Source organism: Janibacter terrae (genome assembly GCF_039636765.1).
GTDB lineage: Bacteria > Actinomycetota > Actinomycetes > Actinomycetales > Dermatophilaceae > Janibacter > Janibacter terrae.
In genome coordinates, this window is record NZ_CP144167.1 from 3,264,903 (window position 1) to 3,278,906 (window position 14,004).

Sequence of the window (14,004 nt, forward strand, 5' to 3'; positions counted from 1 at the left end):
TAGGTTCTGACCCATGGCGACGAAGAAGGGCGGACCGAGCTACCGCTGCAGCGAGTGCGGCTGGACGAGCGTCAAGTGGGTCGGCCGCTGCGGCGAGTGCCAGGCCTGGGGCACCATCGAGGAGATCGGCGGGGTCACCGCCCGGACCACCGCGGCTCCCTTCGTCGAGCGACCGGCCGTCCCGATCCGTGAGGTCGACGGCGCGCAGGCGACCCATCGCAGCACGGGGGTCCCGGAGTTCGACCGGGTCCTCGGCGGCGGGCTCGTGCCCGGGTCGGTCGTCCTCGTCGCCGGCGAGCCCGGCATCGGCAAGTCGACGCTGCTCCTGGACGTGGCTGCCCGCGTCGGTGAGGCCTCGCGGGTGCTCTACGTCTCCGGGGAGGAGTCGGCCGCCCAGGTGCGGGGCCGGGCCGAGCGCATCGACGCCGTGACCGACGGCCTCTACCTCGCGGCCGAGACCGACCTCGCGAGCGTCCTCGCCCAGATCGCCCAGGTGAAGCCCGACCTCGTCGTCGTCGACTCGGTGCAGACCGTCGCCTCGAGCGAGGTCGACGGCGCCCCGGGCAATGTCGGCCAGGTCCGCGAGGTCGCCGGTGCGCTCATCAAGGCCGCCAAGAGCGGCGGGTTCGCGATGCTCCTCGTCGGCCACGTGACCAAGGACGGGTCGATCGCCGGCCCGCGCGTCCTCGAGCACCTCGTCGACGTCGTCGTCGCCTTCGACGGCGACCGCCACACGCGCCTGCGCATGGTGCGCGCGGTCAAGAACCGTTTCGGGCCGACCGACGAGGTCGGGTGCTTCGACCTCTCCGACGTGGGCATCGTCGGCCTGAGCGACCCGAGCGGTCTCTTCCTCTCCAGCCGCCACATCAACGTCCCGGGCACGTGCGCCACCGTGACGCTCGAAGGGAGGCGACCGCTCGTCGTCGAGGTCCAGGCGCTCGTCGCGCCGTCGGCGATCCCCACGCCGCGACGGGCCAACGTCGGCCTCGACAGCGGGCGCCTGTCCATGGTCATCGCCGTCCTGGACAAGCGCGCCGGCGCCCCGATCGGCAACCAGGACACCTACGTCTCGACGGTAGGCGGCGTGAAGATCACCGAGCCGTCCAGCGACCTCGCGGTCGCCGTCGCGATCGCGAGCGCCGTCCTGGACGAGCCGGTCCCCCACGACCTCCTCGCCCTCGGCGAGGTGGGCCTGAGCGGCGAGGTGCGGCCGGCCGTCGGGGTCTCCCGGCGGCTCACCGAGGCCGCGAGGTTGGGCTTCCGCACGGCGCTCGTGCCGAAGGGGGTGCTCGCGGACGCGGCCGCCCCGAGCGGCATGGACGTCGTCGAGGTGCCCGACGTGGCCTCGGCGATCGCGCAGATGCGACGTCGCCGCCCGGCACCGGGCCGTCACCTGCGCTCCACCACCTAGACTCACCCTCGTGTCAGAGCCCGACGACGAACTCTTCCGGACGACCCTCGCCGCGGTCGCGCCGGGCACGGTGCTGCGCGACGGGCTCGAGCGCATCCTGCGGGGCAACACCGGTGCCCTCGTGGTCCTCGGCCACGACAAGCTCGTCGAGTCGCTGAGCACCGGCGGGTTCGACATCAACATCGAGTTCTCCGCCACCCGCCTGCGCGAGCTGGCCAAGATGGACGGCGCCGTCGTCGTCGACGGCTCGGTCTCGCGGATCATCAAGGCCGCCGTGCAGCTCGTGCCCGACCCGAGCATCGAGACCCTCGAGAGCGGCACCCGGCACCGCACGGCCGAGCGGGTCGCGCGTCAGACCGGCTACCCCGTCGTCTCGGTCAGCCAGTCGATGCACATCATCGCGCTGTACGTCGACGGCCGCCGCCACGTGCTGCGGACCACGCCCGAGCTCGTCTCCCAGGCCAACCAGGCCATGCAGACCCTCGAGCGCTACACCAACCGGCTCAACGAGGTGACCGGGTCGCTCTCCGCCCTGGAGATCGAGGACCTCGTCACCGTGCGCGACGTGGCCGTCGTCCTGCAGCGGCTCGAGATGGTCCGCCGCATCCACGCCGAGATCGCCGAGTACGTGCTCGAGCTTGGCGTCGACGGGCGCCTGCTCACGCTCCAGCTCGAGGAGCTGACCGCCGGTCTCGACGACGACCTGCACGCGGTGATCCTCGACTACCTCGACCCCGAGGGGCCGGTCGCCTCGAGCCAGAGCGTCCTCGACAACCTCTCGGCCCTGGACGCCACCGAGCTGCTCGACCTCGGGCACGTCGCCAAGTCCCTCGGGTTCCCCATCGTCGGCGAGTCCCTCGACGCCTCGGTGAGCCCGCGCGGCCTGCGCATCCTCGGCAAGATCCCGCGCCTGCCGGGCGCGATCGTCGAGCGTCTCGTCGGGCAGTTCGGCTCGCTGCAGCGCCTGCTCGCCGCCGGCATCGACGACCTGATGACCGTCGACGGCGTCGGCGAGCTGCGCGCCCGCACCGTGCGGGAGGGGCTGTCGCGCCTGGCCGAGTCCTCGATCCTCGAGCGCTACGTCTGAGATGCAGGGGTGAGTGCTGCCTCGTCCCCGGCCGCGAGCGCTCAGCTCCACGCGACGGTCCTCGCGTGGTTCGAGCGCGTGGGGCGCGACCTGCCGTGGCGTGACCCCGGCTGCTCGGCGTGGGGGGTCTACCTCTCCGAGGTGATGTCGCAGCAGACGCCCGTCGCCCGGGTGCAGCCGGTGTGGGAGCGGTGGCTCGAGCGCTGGCCCACCCCCGCCGACCTCGCCGCGGACTCCCCCAGCGAGGCGGTGCGCATGTGGGACCGGCTCGGCTACCCGCGCCGCGCGCTGCGCCTGTGGGAGTCGGCGCGCGTCATGGTCGAGCAGCACGAAGGGGAGGTCCCCCGCGACCACGAGGACCTCCTGGCGCTGCCGGGCGTCGGGCCGTACACCGCCGCGGCCGTGGCGTCCTTCGCCTTCGGTGACCCGCGCACGGTCGTCGACACCAACGTCCGGCGGGTGCTCGCCCGCACGGTGAGCGGCACCCAGTACCCGGCCCCGGCGCTCACCGCCGCCGAGATGCGCCTCGCCGAGGCGTCGATGCCCGCGGACCGTGACGACGCCAACGCCTGGAATGCCGCGTCGATGGAGCTCGGCGCGCTCGTGTGCACCGCGCGGGCGCCGCGCTGCGAGGAGTGCCCCGTCGCGCACCTGTGCGCGTGGCAGCTCGACGGCCGCCCCGACTACGCGGGACCGCCGCGACGCGGGCAGGCCTGGCACGGGACGGACCGCCAGGTGCGCGGACGGGTCGTGCAGCTGCTGCGGGAGTCGGCCGACCCCCTTCGCCGCTCCGATCTCGACGCGGCCTGGCCGCAGGACCCGGCCAAGGTCGAGCGCTGCCTCGCCGGCCTCGTCGACGACGGTCTCATCGAGCCGGTCGAGGGCGGCTTCGCCCTGCCCCGCTAGCTCAGAGCTGGCGGAGCATCCGGGTGTTGCCGAGGGTGTTGGGCTTGACCCGCTCGAGGTCGAGGAACTCGGCGACGCCTTCGTCGTAGGAGCGCAGCAGCTCGACGTAGACGTCCGGGTCGACGGCCTGGCCCTCGATCTCGGTGAAGCCGTGGCGGGTGAAGAAGTCGACCTCGAAGGTCAGGCAGAACAGGCGTCGGACGCCGAGCTCGACGGCCTCCTCGGCGAGCGCCTCGAGGAGGCGACCGCCCACGCCACGACCGAGCACGTCGTCCGCGACGGCGAGGGTGCGGATCTCCGCGAGGTCCTCCCACATGACGTGCAGGGCGCCGCACCCGACGACGCGGCCGTCGACCTCCGCGACGCGGAACTCCTGCAGTGCCTCGAAGTAGGCCACGGTGTCCTTGCTGACGAGGACCCGGCGCTCGGCGAGCGGCGTGACGAGGGCACGGATCTCGCGCACGTCGCTCGTGCGCGCGCGGCGGATGGTGACGGTCACCGGACAAACCTACGCCCCCGCCGGGGAGGCGAGGGCGCAGGTCGGGGGTGGTGCTGGGTCGTGCGGTGCGAAGGGGGTCAGCGCACCTGGTACTCCGGCTGCGACTGGACGTTGAGCTCGCCCATGCGGATCGTGTCCGCTCGCTTGACCGCCGGGTCGTGGAACTTCAGCGTGTCGAAGCCCCGCGCGATGTCCGACGAGTAGATGTGGCCGTTGTAGTAGTACGACGACCACGTGCCGCCGATGCCCTCGTCCGCGGGCAGCGGACCGCGCTCGAAGTAGCCCAGCTCGCGCGGGCTGTCCGAGTCGGTGAAGTCCCACACGCTGACGCCGCCCTGGTACCAGGACTGGACCATGAGGTCGCGGCCCGCGACCGGGATGACCGAGCCGTTGTGCGCGACGCAGTTCTCCGTCGACGTCTGGTGCCGCGGGATCTTGTAGTACGAGCGGAAGGTGAGCTCGTGGTCGGAGGACAGGTCGTAGATCGCGTTGGCCCCGCGGTTGGGCCCGGTCTCGGCGTCGCAGGTCGCGGCGCCACCGCCACCGAGCTCGTCGGTGAAGACGACCTTGGTCGCGTCGGCGTTGAAGGTCGCCGAGTGCCAGAAGGCGAAGTTCTCGTCGTCCCGCACCCGCTCGATGACCTCCGGCGCTGCCGGGTCGGAGATGTCCATGATGATGCCGTCACCCATGCAGGCGCCGGCCGCGAGGTCCTGGTGCGGCAGGGCCGTGATGTCGTGGCAGCCGGTCGTCGCCGAGCGACCCGCGATCGGGGTCGGGCCAGGACCGCCGGGGTTGCCGCCGTCCGGGAAGAGGTTGGGCGTGGCGATGACCTCGGACGCGGTCGGGTCGGCCGTGTCGACCTTGACGATCGAGATCAGGTCGTGGGGGGTCTGGCAGTCCGGGTACTGCGCCCGGGGCGAGTAGCTCGAGACGTAGAGGTAGTCGGTGCCCTTGTCGGCGCCCTTGCCCGGGACGAGCGTGTGGGTGTGCGAACCGCAGGCGGTCTCGACGGACTGGATGTACTTCGGGTTCTCCAGGTCGGAGATGTCGAAGATCTTGATGCCCTCCCAGCTCTCCTTGACGGTCGCCGACTGCGAGGTGGACGCGCACGAGTCGTCGCTGCGGGAGGAGTCGGTCGAGAGGTAGAGCAGGTCGCCGGAGACGGAGATGTCGTTCTGGCTGCCGGGGCACCTGACCTGGACGATGGTGCGCGGCGTGCGCGGGTTCTTCACGTCGATGATCGAGAACCCGTCGTAGTTGCCGACGAAGGCCTTGTCGTCCTGGAAGGCCATGTCGGTGCCGATGCCCTCGGCGAGCGCGCCCGAGGGAGCGAGGTTGGCGAGGTGCTTGAGGTTGGCGCTGCGGCCGATCTCGTCCGTCTGCAGGTCGGTGCCCGAGACGCCGATCCGGTCGCCCGGTCCGGAGGCGCTCGCGGTGCCGATGCCGGCGCCGGAGATGGCCATCGCCGCGATCGCGGCCAGGGCCAGGGTGGGTCTACGCATGTGTCCTCCCAGGTGGCTTCCGGCGGGGACGGGTGTGCCCCGCGCGGGATCCGCCCAGCCTCCCGCGCCACCGGGGCCTGGTGACCCCGGTCACTGCCCGGAGTTGGTCAGGTCTTGGTCAGCTCGCCGCGTCGTCACCCGTCCGCCCGCCGAGCACGGACGAAGGGAGATACCGTCGGGCAGATGATCCGCCGCCTCGCCCCCTTCGTCCTCGTGGCCACCCTGGGACTGGGAGCGTGCGCGTCGGACGGGTCACCGCAGGGCACGGCCACCTCCCCGGACGCGCCGGTGCTCCAGCCGGGCACCCCCGGTGAGCCCAATGCCTCGCTCTCCGGCACGTCGGCGGAGGCGACGCCCACGTCGAGCCACAACGCGGCGGACGTGGAGTTCCTCCAGGACATGGTCGTCCACCACGCGCAGGCGGTCGTCATGAGCGAGCTGGTGGGCGGTGACCTGCAGGACGCGCGGGTGAAGAAGATGGCCGAGCGCATCAAGGCGGAGCAGAAGCCGGAGATGAAGGGCATGGCGACCACGCTGCGGGCCTGGGGCGAGAAGGTGCCGATCCAGGCGACCAACCCGGGCGCCCACACCGGTCACGGCCAGCACGCGGACATGCCGGGGATGGCGACGCAGGCACAGCTCGACGAGCTCGGCGAGGCGAAGGGGGCCGCCGCCGACCGCCTGTACCTCGACCTGATGATCAAGCACCACCAGGGCGCCCTGTCGATGTGCACGACCTTGGGGGAGAAGGGGGCCGACGAGCGGACGAGCGAGCTCGGCGATGACATCTCGGTCACCCAGAGCAAGCAGATCGACCAGATGAAGGCCATGCGCACCCGCCTCTGAGAGGCACCCTTGACGTCCGTCGGCCGACAGGCCTAACCTTGTATTCAACCAATTGGTTGACTAGAGGTGACCGTCGTGCCGGACCCGACGCAGGACCAGCTGTCCAAGGCCTTCGCGGCGCTCGCCGACCCGACCCGACGCGACATCGTCGCCCGGCTCACCGTCGGGGACGCCACCGTCTCCGACCTCGCCGCCCCCTACGACGTCAGCCTCCAGGCCGTGAGCAAGCACCTGAAGGTGCTGGAGGACGCCGGGCTCGTCACCCGGCGCAGGGAGGCCCAACGACGCCCGGTCCACCTCGAGCGAGGTGCCCTCGGCCTGATGACCGACTGGATCGAGCGCCACCGACGACGGGCCGAGGCACGCATGGCCCGCCTCGAGGAGGTCCTGGCGGACCTCCCTTCGCCCGGCACGCAGGCCGGCACGCACGACACCTGAGGAGCAGGACCATGGACCAGACCACCGATCACACCACGACCGACCACATCACCACCGCCACCATCGAGGCCGACCCCGAGGTCCCCGTCATCCGCATCACGCGGGACTTCCGGGCCACCCCGGCGCAGCTCGTCACGGCCCACACCGACCCCGAGGTCTTCGCGAGGTGGGTCGGCCCCGACTCCGTGGGCACCGTCATCGACCACTGGGACGCCCGCACCGGCGGCAGCTACCGCTTCCTCAACACCCGCGGGGACGAGGAGTACGGCTTCCACGGCAGCTTCCACGAGGTCTCCCCCGAGCGGATCGTCCAGACCTTCACCTTCGAGGGGTTCCCGGAAGGGGTCTCGCTCGAGACGATGACCTTCGAGGACCTCGGCGACGGCTGGACGCGTCGGCACGGCCACTCGCTCGTCGCCACCTTCGAGGCCCGCGAGATGATGCTCGCCTCCGGCATGGAGGTCGGCGTCCACGAGGGCTACGCCGCGCTCGACCGCCTGCTCGAGGCCGGAGAGGTCGCGTGACCTCGCTGACCAGCATGTCCGTCGCGGACCGCTACCGGTCCGCGGCGGGCACCTTCTCCGAGCGGGTGGCCGGCACCCGTGACTGGGACGCCCCCACCCCGGTCGTCGAGTGGCGGGCCCGCGACGTCGTCGGGCACCTCACGACGTGGCTGCCGGCGCTCGTGTCGTCGGGGAGCCCGGTCGTCCTCGACCCGGTGCCCTCGGCGGACGAGGACCCGGTCGGCGCGTGGTCGCGGACCGACGCCCAGGTCCGCCAGCTCCTGGCGGACCCGCGGAGCGCGTCGATCACCTTCTCCCACGAGCGCATCGGCGAGCTGGCGCTGCCGGTGATGCTCGACCAGCTCTTCACCAGTGACGTCGTCTTCCACACCTGGGACCTCGCCCGGGCCACGGGGCAGGACGACCGGCTCGACGAGGACTTCATCGCCGGCGCGCTCGCGGGGATGTCCGCGCAGGCCGAGATGATCCGGGGGTCCGGGCAGTTCGGGCAGGCTCAGCCGCTCCCGCCGGACGCCACGGTGCAGGAGCGCTTCTTCGCCTTCATCGGCCGCGACCCCAGGTGGTCACCTCCGGCCTGACGACGCGACCGGGCACGACGAAGGGAGGGCCCCACCAGCTGGTGGGGCCCTCCCTTCGTCATCGTGGCTCAGTCGCCGGAGCCGTCGCCCGCCTGCACGAGGGGGACGTCGAGCTCGCCCGGCTTGTGGGCACCGGTGAAGGTGAAGACGGCTTCCTTGCCCTCGCCCTCGACGCCGACCGCGACGATGTCGCCGGAGACCAGCTCGCCGAAGAGGATCTTCTCCGAGAGCACGTCCTCGATCTCGCGCTGGATCGTGCGCTTGAGCGGACGGGCGCCGAGCACCGGGTCGTAGCCGCGCTTGGCGAGCAGCTCCTTGGCCTCGGTCGTGAGCTCCAGGCCCATGTCCTTGTCCTTGAGCCGCTTGTCGAGCTTGGCCAGCTCCAGGTCGACGATCTGGACGATCTCCTCCGGGCTCAGCTGCGGGAAGACGATGGTGTCGTCCACGCGGTTGAGGAACTCCGGGCGGAAGTGGTTCTTCAGCTCGTCGGTGACCTTGGCCTTCATCCGCTCGTAGCTGGACCGCTGGTCGTTGCCCGAGGTGAAGCCCAGCGAGCCCTTGGAGATGTCCCGGGTGCCGAGGTTGGTCGTCATGATGATGACCGTGTTCTTGAAGTCGACCATCCGACCCTGGGAGTCGGTGAGGCGGCCGTCCTCGAGCACCTGCAGCAGCGAGTTGAAGATCTCCGGGTGGGCCTTCTCGACCTCGTCGAAGAGGACCACCGAGAAGGGCTTGCGGCGCACCTTCTCCGTCAGCTGGCCACCCTCGTCGTAGCCGACGTAGCCGGGGGGCGAGCCGAAGAGACGGCTGACCGTGTGCTTCTCGGAGTACTCGGACATGTCGAGCGTGATGAGGCTGTCCTCGTCACCGAAGAGGAACTCCGCGAGGGCCTTGGCCAGCTCGGTCTTACCGACACCGGTCGGACCGGCGAAGATGAACGAGCCGCCCGGACGACGCGGGTCCTTCAGGCCGGCGCGGGTGCGACGGATGGCCTGCGAGAGCGCCTTGATCGCGTCGTCGTTGCCCACGACGCGCTTGTGCAGCTCGGCTTCCATGTTGAGCAGTCGGGTCGACTCCTCCTCGGAGAGCTTGAAGACGGGGATGCCGGTCGAGGCGGCGAGCACCTCGGCGATCAGCTCCTCGTCGACCTCGGCGACGACATCCATGTCGCCGGCCTTCCACTCCGCCTCGCGCTTGGCCTTCTCGTTGAGCAGGTTCTTCTCGTCGTCGCGCAGCCCGGCCGCCTTCTCGAAGTCCTGGCCGTCGATGGCCGACTCCTTCTCGAGGCGGACCTTGGCGATCTTCTCGTCGAACTCCTTCAGCTCCGGCGGCGCGGTCATCCGACGGATGCGCAGGCGCGCGCCGGCCTCGTCGATGAGGTCGATCGCCTTGTCCGGGAGGAAGCGGTCGTTGACGTACCGGTCGGCCATCGTGACGGCCGCGACGATCGCCGCGTCGGTGATGGTGACCTTGTGGTGGGCCTCGTAGCGGTCCCGCAGGCCCTTGAGCATCTCGATGGCGTGGGCCAGCGAGGGCTCGGCGACCTGGATCGGCTGGAAGCGACGCTCGAGCGCCGAGTCCTTCTCGATGTGCTTGCGGTACTCCTCGAGCGTCGTCGCGCCGATGGTCTGCAGCTCACCGCGCGCGAGCATCGGCTTGAGGATGCTCGCGGCGTCGATCGCGCCCTCGGCGGCACCCGCACCCACGAGGGTGTGGATCTCGTCGATGAAGAGGATGATGTCGCCGCGGGTCTTGATCTCCTTGAGCACCTTCTTCAGGCGCTCCTCGAAGTCACCGCGGTAGCGGCTGCCGGCGACGAGCGAGCCGAGGTCCAGCGTGTACAGCTGCTTGTCGCGCAGCGGCTCGGGCACGTTGTCGTCGACGATGTCCTGGGCGAGGCCCTCGACGACGGCCGACTTGCCGACGCCGGGCTCACCGATCAGGACCGGGTTGTTCTTGGTGCGTCGCGAGAGCACCTGCATGACGCGCTCGATCTCCTGCTCGCGCCCGATGACCGGGTCGAGCTGTCCCTCGCGGGCTGCCTGGGTCAGGTTGCGACCGAACTGGTCGAGCACGAGGGAGCCGGCCGGCTGCCCCTCGGCGGGACCGGCGCCGGCGCCGACGCCCGCGCCCTGCCCCTCCTTGCCGCCCTGGTAGCCGGAGATGAGCTGGATGACCGTCTGGCGCACGCGACCGAGGTCCGCGCCGAGCTTGACGAGGACCTGCGCGGCCACCCCTTCGCCCTCACGGATGAGGCCGAGCAGGATGTGCTCCGTGCCGATGTAGTTGTGGCCGAGCTGGAGGGCCTCGCGCAGCGAGAGCTCGAGGACCTTCTTGGCGCGCGGGGTGAAGGGGATGTGCCCCGAGGGCGCCTGCTGGCCGGGACCGATGATGTCCTGGACCTGCTCCCGCACGGCGTCGAGGGAGACGCCGAGGGACTCGAGGGCCTTGCTGGCGACCCCTTCGCCCTCGTGGATCAGGCCGAGCAGGATGTGCTCGGTGCCGATGTAGTTGTGGTTGAGGAGGCGTGCCTCCTCCTGGGCGAGGACGACGACCCGGCGGGCCCGGTCGGTGAACCGTTCGAACATGGGATCTTCCCCTTCACGTGGTGCTCAGACCTCGATGCTATCCGCCGCCGCCCCCTGAGCCCGGGGCGTGGCGCTTCACGGGGCACAACGCAGGCATCCCCACCCCTGTTCCATGCGGCGAAGGGAGGTGCCGCGTGTTCGCTCTCAGCGGATCGCGCTCCTCAGGCTCCGGGAGCCGGGACGTCGAGGACGACGTCGAAGCCGAGCAGCTCCGCGCCGGTGGCCACCGGCTGCTTCGCCTCCCCGGAGTGCGCGGCGCGGGCGTCGCCGTCGCGCCACGCCGCGAAGGAGTCCTCGTCGGCCCAGCGGGTGACGACGAAGTAGCGGTCGCCCCCTTCGGTCGGTCGCAGGAGCTGGAAGCCCTCGAACCCGGGCGCCCGGTCGACGGTGCCCTGCCGCGCCGCGAAGCGGCGCTCGAGCTCCTCGCGGGCCTGCTCGGGGACGCTGATGGCGTTGATCTTGACGATGCTCATGGCACGACCGTAGGGGTGGGGACGCGGGCGACCGCACACCGGGTCGCAGCGTCGGTCATCGACCGGACGACGCGGACCCACAGCGCACCGCTGACCGCCGTGGCCAGGGCGGTGACCATGGCCGCGACCAGGAAGGGCGTGGCGTCGTCGACCACGAGGAGGGCCGCGACCGCCTCACCGGCGACGACGACCTGGAGGGTGAGCCACGCCGCCCACCACCATCCGACGACGCGGGTGGGCGCCCCGACGGTCGCCGCCCCGTCGCGGACCACTTGGTAGGGGAACCACAGCGACACGATCGGGGCCACCCAGCCCAGGAACGCCCAGTACGGAGCGCGGTCGTGCCAGCCGTCGGGGTTGAGCGCACGGGCGGTGGTGACGTGCAGGTACAGCCAGACGCAGCCGAGGCCCCCGGCGAGCAGCTGGACCAGCATGGTCAGGCTCGTCAGGGCACCGACGGCCGTGACCGCGGCCGACGGCTGGTCACCGACCCACGCCAGTTGGTCTCCTCCTGCGACCACCACGGCCGCGGCTCGGACGAGCATGAGCACCGCCAGGGCGACGGTGAGGACCTGCGTCACGGTGGCGAGGCCGGTCGGTACGGACGGCGGGAGTGGCTGCGGAGCGGGGTGCACGGGTGCGTGTTCAGTCGTCATGCCGTCGAAGGTAGGCAGCCGCACGTCGCGCCGCGCGGCGATGACCGGCCTGCTGTGGACAACCTAGGCTGGCGCTCATGCGCACGGTCTTCGACACCACCGACCCGGACACCAACGCCTACGCCTTGCTCACCTCCGTCGTGGTGCCCCGGCCGATCGCGTGGATCACGAGCGTCGGGGCCGACGGGGTCGGCAACCTCGCACCGCACTCCTTCTTCAACGTCGCCTGTGCGCGCCCGCCGGTCATCAGCTTCGTCTCCGTCGGCCGCAAGGACACCCTGCGCAATGTCCTCGCGACCGGGCACTTCGTCGTCAACCTGGTCACCGAGGACCTGCGCGACGTCGCCAACGCGAGCAGCGCCCCCTTCGACCCGACCGTGGACGAGGCGGAGGCACTCGGCGTGCGGCTCGAGCCGAGCGAGAGCGTCCCGGTCCCCCGCGTCGCGGACTCACCGGTCTCCATCGAGTGCACGCTCCACTCGAGCATCAAGCTCGGCAACAGCCACCTCGTCCTCGGGGACGTCCGCACGATCACCGTCGCCGACGACGCGCTCGTCGACGGGCGCCCGGACATCGAGCTGCTGCGCCCGACGTCCCGCCTCGGCGGTGACGCATGGGGCCTCTCGCCCGAGGTCGTCCGCATGAGACGGCCCGAGCGCCCCTGACCGTCAGCTGCGCCGCTGGCAGTTGCCGCACCAGTAGAGCGTGCGGCCCGCGATGTCCTTGGCACGCACGGTCGACCCGCACACGACGCACGCCTGGTCGGTGCGCTTGTAGACATAGCTCGTCCGCTCGGTCAGGTGCACGTCCTCCCCCTTCGCCAGGGCGGACTCGACCTCCTCGACCTGGTCGTCGACGGTGACGATGCGGCTCGTCGCGACGCCGAGCGGGAGCAGGCGGCGCAGGTCCGCCCAGACGAGCTCCCACGACGCGCGCTTGAGTCGCTCCCCCGGCGTCATCGGGTTGATCCGGTGCCGGAAGAGCACCTCGCAGCGGTAGACGTTGCCCACGCCGGCGAGCACGTCCTGCTCCATCAGGAGCGCGGCGATCGACTTGCGGGAGCGGTGGATCCGCTCCCACGCGAGCCCACCGTCGGTGTCCCGCAGAGGGTCCGGGCCGAGCTTGGCGTGGACGGCGTCCTCCTGCTCCGGGGTGATGACCGCGCACGTCATCGGGCCGCGCAGGTCGGCGACGTGCTCTTCGGTCGCGATGCGGCAGCGCACCTGGCCGATGACCGGGCGCTCGCCGACGTACGCGGCGGCGTCGATGGTGAAGGTCCCGATGAGCCCCAGGTGCACGTGCAGCACCCGCTCACCCTCGAGCTCGACGAAGAGGTGCTTGCCGTGGGCGCGGGCCTCGAGGAGCTCGTGGCCGGTGAGCAGCGCTGCGCCCGCGGCGAACCGGCCCTGCGGGGAGGTCACCTCGACGACCTGTCCGGCAAAGGTGGCGTGCAGGTCGCGGGCGATGCGGTGGAGCGTGTGGCCTTCAGGCATGGCGAAGGGGGCTCAACTCGCCTTCTTCTTCGCGGCAGACTTCTTCGCGGTCGACTTCGTGGCGGCGGCCTGCTTGGCCGCGGTCTTCTTGGCCGCCGTCTTCTTGGCCGCAGTCTTCTTCGTCGTGGACTTCGCCGCCGTCTTCTTGGCCGGGGCCTTCTTCGCGCTCGCCTTCGCCGGGGCGGGTGCCTCGCCACGCGAGGCCTTGGCCTTCTCGACCGAGCGGGCGAGCGCGGCCAGCAGGTCGACGACCTCGCCGGACTCCTTCTCGTCCTCCTCGACCGCCTGGACCTCTCCCCCTTCGACCTTGGCGCGGACGAGGGCCTCGACGGCCTGCGCGTAGTCGTCCTCGTACTCGTCGGGGTCGTAGTCGCCGGCGAGCTCGTCGATGAGCATGCGCGCCATCGACATCTCGCGCTCGGAGAGGTCCTGGTCCTCGATGTCGGCGAAGTCCGCCGCCCGGATCTCGTCGGGCCACAGCATCGTCTGCATGACGATGACACCCTCGCGCACGCGCAGCACCGCCATCGTCATGCGCGTGCGGATCGAGACGGTGACGATCGCCATGCGCCCCTGCGCCTCGAGGGCCTCGCGGAGCAGGACGTAGGGCTTGGTCGCGGCCTTGTCCGGCTCGAGGTAGTAGCTCTTGTCGAGGAGCATCGGGTCGATCTGGTCCTCGGGGACGAACTTCTCGACGCTGATCTCCTTGCTGGAGCGCGTCGGCAGCTCGGCCATGTCCTCGTCCGTGAGGACGATCATCGCGCCGTCCTCGGTCTCGTAGCCCTTGGCGATGTCGTCGTAGGCGACCTCTTCGCCGTCCTTGGTGCAGAACCGCTTGTACTTGATCCGGCCGCCGTCGGTGCGGTGCACCTGCCGGAACTGGACGTCGTGGTTCTCCGTCGCCGAGTACAGGCGGACCGGGACGTTGACCAGGCCGAAGGAGACGGCACCCTTCCAGATTGCACGCATGGGTCCAGCATGCCCGTTCGGGTCGACGACGTCA

General features: G+C 71.0%; 15 protein-coding genes. 8 read left to right on the plus strand and 7 right to left on the minus strand.

Translation table 11 applies throughout. The features are described 5' to 3' along the window. The first annotated feature begins 13 nt into the window (after positions 1–13). Genes radA through V3C34_RS16285 form a run of 3 tightly spaced genes read left to right on the plus strand, consistent with a single transcriptional unit; the run spans position 14 to position 3,404 of the window. Positions 14–1,411 carry a DNA repair protein RadA gene (gene radA / locus V3C34_RS16275; RefSeq protein WP_068426282.1) on the plus strand — a complete coding sequence of 466 codons (1,398 nt, stop codon included), beginning with the start codon at positions 14–16 and terminating at the stop codon, positions 1,409–1,411. 10 nt (positions 1,412–1,421) lie between these two features. Further along, positions 1,422–2,498 (plus strand): DNA integrity scanning diadenylate cyclase DisA, encoded by a 1,077-nt coding sequence (gene disA, locus V3C34_RS16280; protein WP_068426280.1) that lies wholly within the window; start codon positions 1,422–1,424, stop codon positions 2,496–2,498. Positions 2,499–2,507: 9 nt separating this feature from the next. Further along, on the plus strand, positions 2,508–3,404 hold the full coding sequence (locus tag V3C34_RS16285) for an A/G-specific adenine glycosylase (RefSeq protein WP_346007658.1): 897 nt from the start codon (positions 2,508–2,510) through the stop codon (positions 3,402–3,404). 1 nt (position 3,405) lies between these two features. On the opposite strand, the gene V3C34_RS16290 is transcribed toward V3C34_RS16285, so the two are convergent. Together V3C34_RS16290 and V3C34_RS16295 are read right to left on the minus strand one after the other, a co-directional pair. Next, positions 3,406–3,903, minus strand: a complete 498-nt coding sequence (locus tag V3C34_RS16290; protein WP_068321423.1) for an amino-acid N-acetyltransferase — start codon at positions 3,901–3,903, stop codon at positions 3,406–3,408. A 77-nt stretch (positions 3,904–3,980) separates the two neighbouring features. Beyond that, complete coding sequence (locus tag V3C34_RS16295) at positions 3,981–5,405, minus strand: hypothetical protein (RefSeq protein ID WP_338537616.1); 1,425 nt, start codon at positions 5,403–5,405, stop codon at positions 3,981–3,983. Positions 5,406–5,588: 183 nt separating this feature from the next. On the opposite strand from V3C34_RS16295, the gene V3C34_RS16300 reads away from it, so the two are divergent. From V3C34_RS16300 to V3C34_RS16315, 4 genes are all read left to right on the plus strand, one after another. Then, positions 5,589–6,251 carry a DUF305 domain-containing protein gene (locus V3C34_RS16300; protein ID WP_346007659.1) on the plus strand — a complete coding sequence of 221 codons (663 nt, stop codon included), beginning with the start codon at positions 5,589–5,591 and terminating at the stop codon, positions 6,249–6,251. A gap of 75 nt (positions 6,252–6,326) precedes the next feature. Next, the gene (locus V3C34_RS16305) at positions 6,327–6,689 is read left to right on the plus strand and encodes a metalloregulator ArsR/SmtB family transcription factor (RefSeq protein ID WP_346007660.1); all 363 of its coding nucleotides are present in this window, start codon (positions 6,327–6,329) and stop codon (positions 6,687–6,689) included. Positions 6,690–6,700: 11 nt separating this feature from the next. Beyond that, on the plus strand, positions 6,701–7,213 hold the full coding sequence (locus V3C34_RS16310; RefSeq protein ID WP_346007661.1) for an SRPBCC family protein: 513 nt from the start codon (positions 6,701–6,703) through the stop codon (positions 7,211–7,213). Continuing rightward, entirely contained in the window at positions 7,210–7,791 is a 582-nt protein-coding gene (locus tag V3C34_RS16315) for a TIGR03086 family metal-binding protein (protein ID WP_346007662.1), read from the plus strand. Before V3C34_RS16310 ends, V3C34_RS16315 begins: the two co-directional genes overlap by 4 nt. Positions 7,792–7,859: 68 nt before the next feature. Here V3C34_RS16315 and V3C34_RS16320 read toward each other — a convergent pair whose 3' ends face one another. The 3 genes from V3C34_RS16320 to V3C34_RS16330 all read right to left on the minus strand — a co-directional run bounded on the left by V3C34_RS16320 (position 7,860) and on the right by V3C34_RS16330 (position 11,508). After that, positions 7,860–10,379 carry an ATP-dependent Clp protease ATP-binding subunit gene (locus V3C34_RS16320; RefSeq protein ID WP_068426263.1) on the minus strand — a complete coding sequence of 840 codons (2,520 nt, stop codon included), beginning with the start codon at positions 10,377–10,379 and terminating at the stop codon, positions 7,860–7,862. Positions 10,380–10,540: 161 nt separating this feature from the next. Continuing rightward, positions 10,541–10,852 carry an antibiotic biosynthesis monooxygenase family protein gene (locus V3C34_RS16325; RefSeq protein WP_068321409.1) on the minus strand — a complete coding sequence of 104 codons (312 nt, stop codon included), beginning with the start codon at positions 10,850–10,852 and terminating at the stop codon, positions 10,541–10,543. Beyond that, positions 10,849–11,508, minus strand: a complete 660-nt coding sequence (locus V3C34_RS16330; protein WP_346007663.1) for a DUF4328 domain-containing protein — start codon at positions 11,506–11,508, stop codon at positions 10,849–10,851. Before V3C34_RS16330 ends, V3C34_RS16325 begins: the two co-directional genes overlap by 4 nt. A 77-nt stretch (positions 11,509–11,585) precedes the next feature. Between V3C34_RS16330 and V3C34_RS16335 the strand changes: the two genes are divergently transcribed. After that, positions 11,586–12,173, plus strand: a complete 588-nt coding sequence (locus V3C34_RS16335) for a flavin reductase family protein (protein ID WP_346007664.1) — start codon at positions 11,586–11,588, stop codon at positions 12,171–12,173. 3 nt (positions 12,174–12,176) lie between these two features. Here V3C34_RS16335 and V3C34_RS16340 read toward each other — a convergent pair whose 3' ends face one another. Further along, the gene (locus tag V3C34_RS16340) at positions 12,177–13,001 is read right to left on the minus strand and encodes an Fpg/Nei family DNA glycosylase (protein WP_068321336.1); all 825 of its coding nucleotides are present in this window, start codon (positions 12,999–13,001) and stop codon (positions 12,177–12,179) included. 12 nt (positions 13,002–13,013) lie between these two features. Then, complete coding sequence (locus V3C34_RS16345; protein WP_346007665.1) at positions 13,014–13,970, minus strand: Ku protein; 957 nt, start codon at positions 13,968–13,970, stop codon at positions 13,014–13,016. Between the last annotated feature and the right edge of the window lie 34 nt (positions 13,971–14,004).

What these genes read in the sequence shown, in the direction of transcription:
- radA (WP_068426282.1), top strand. Translation starts at nt 14, where the DNA reads ATGGCGACGAAGAAGGGCGGACCGAGCTACCGCTGCAGCGAGTGCGGC.
- V3C34_RS16295 (WP_338537616.1), bottom strand. Translation starts at nt 5,405, where the DNA reads ATGCGTAGACCCACCCTGGCCCTGGCCGCGATCGCGGCGATGGCCATC.
- V3C34_RS16300 (WP_346007659.1), top strand. Translation starts at nt 5,589, where the DNA reads ATGATCCGCCGCCTCGCCCCCTTCGTCCTCGTGGCCACCCTGGGACTG.
- V3C34_RS16310 (WP_346007661.1), top strand. Translation starts at nt 6,701, where the DNA reads ATGGACCAGACCACCGATCACACCACGACCGACCACATCACCACCGCC.
- V3C34_RS16320 (WP_068426263.1), bottom strand. Translation starts at nt 10,379, where the DNA reads ATGTTCGAACGGTTCACCGACCGGGCCCGCCGGGTCGTCGTCCTCGCC.
- V3C34_RS16325 (WP_068321409.1), bottom strand. Translation starts at nt 10,852, where the DNA reads ATGAGCATCGTCAAGATCAACGCCATCAGCGTCCCCGAGCAGGCCCGC.
- V3C34_RS16330 (WP_346007663.1), bottom strand. Translation starts at nt 11,508, where the DNA reads ATGACGACTGAACACGCACCCGTGCACCCCGCTCCGCAGCCACTCCCG.
- V3C34_RS16335 (WP_346007664.1), top strand. Translation starts at nt 11,586, where the DNA reads ATGCGCACGGTCTTCGACACCACCGACCCGGACACCAACGCCTACGCC.
- V3C34_RS16340 (WP_068321336.1), bottom strand. Translation starts at nt 13,001, where the DNA reads ATGCCTGAAGGCCACACGCTCCACCGCATCGCCCGCGACCTGCACGCC.
- V3C34_RS16345 (WP_346007665.1), bottom strand. Translation starts at nt 13,970, where the DNA reads ATGCGTGCAATCTGGAAGGGTGCCGTCTCCTTCGGCCTGGTCAACGTC.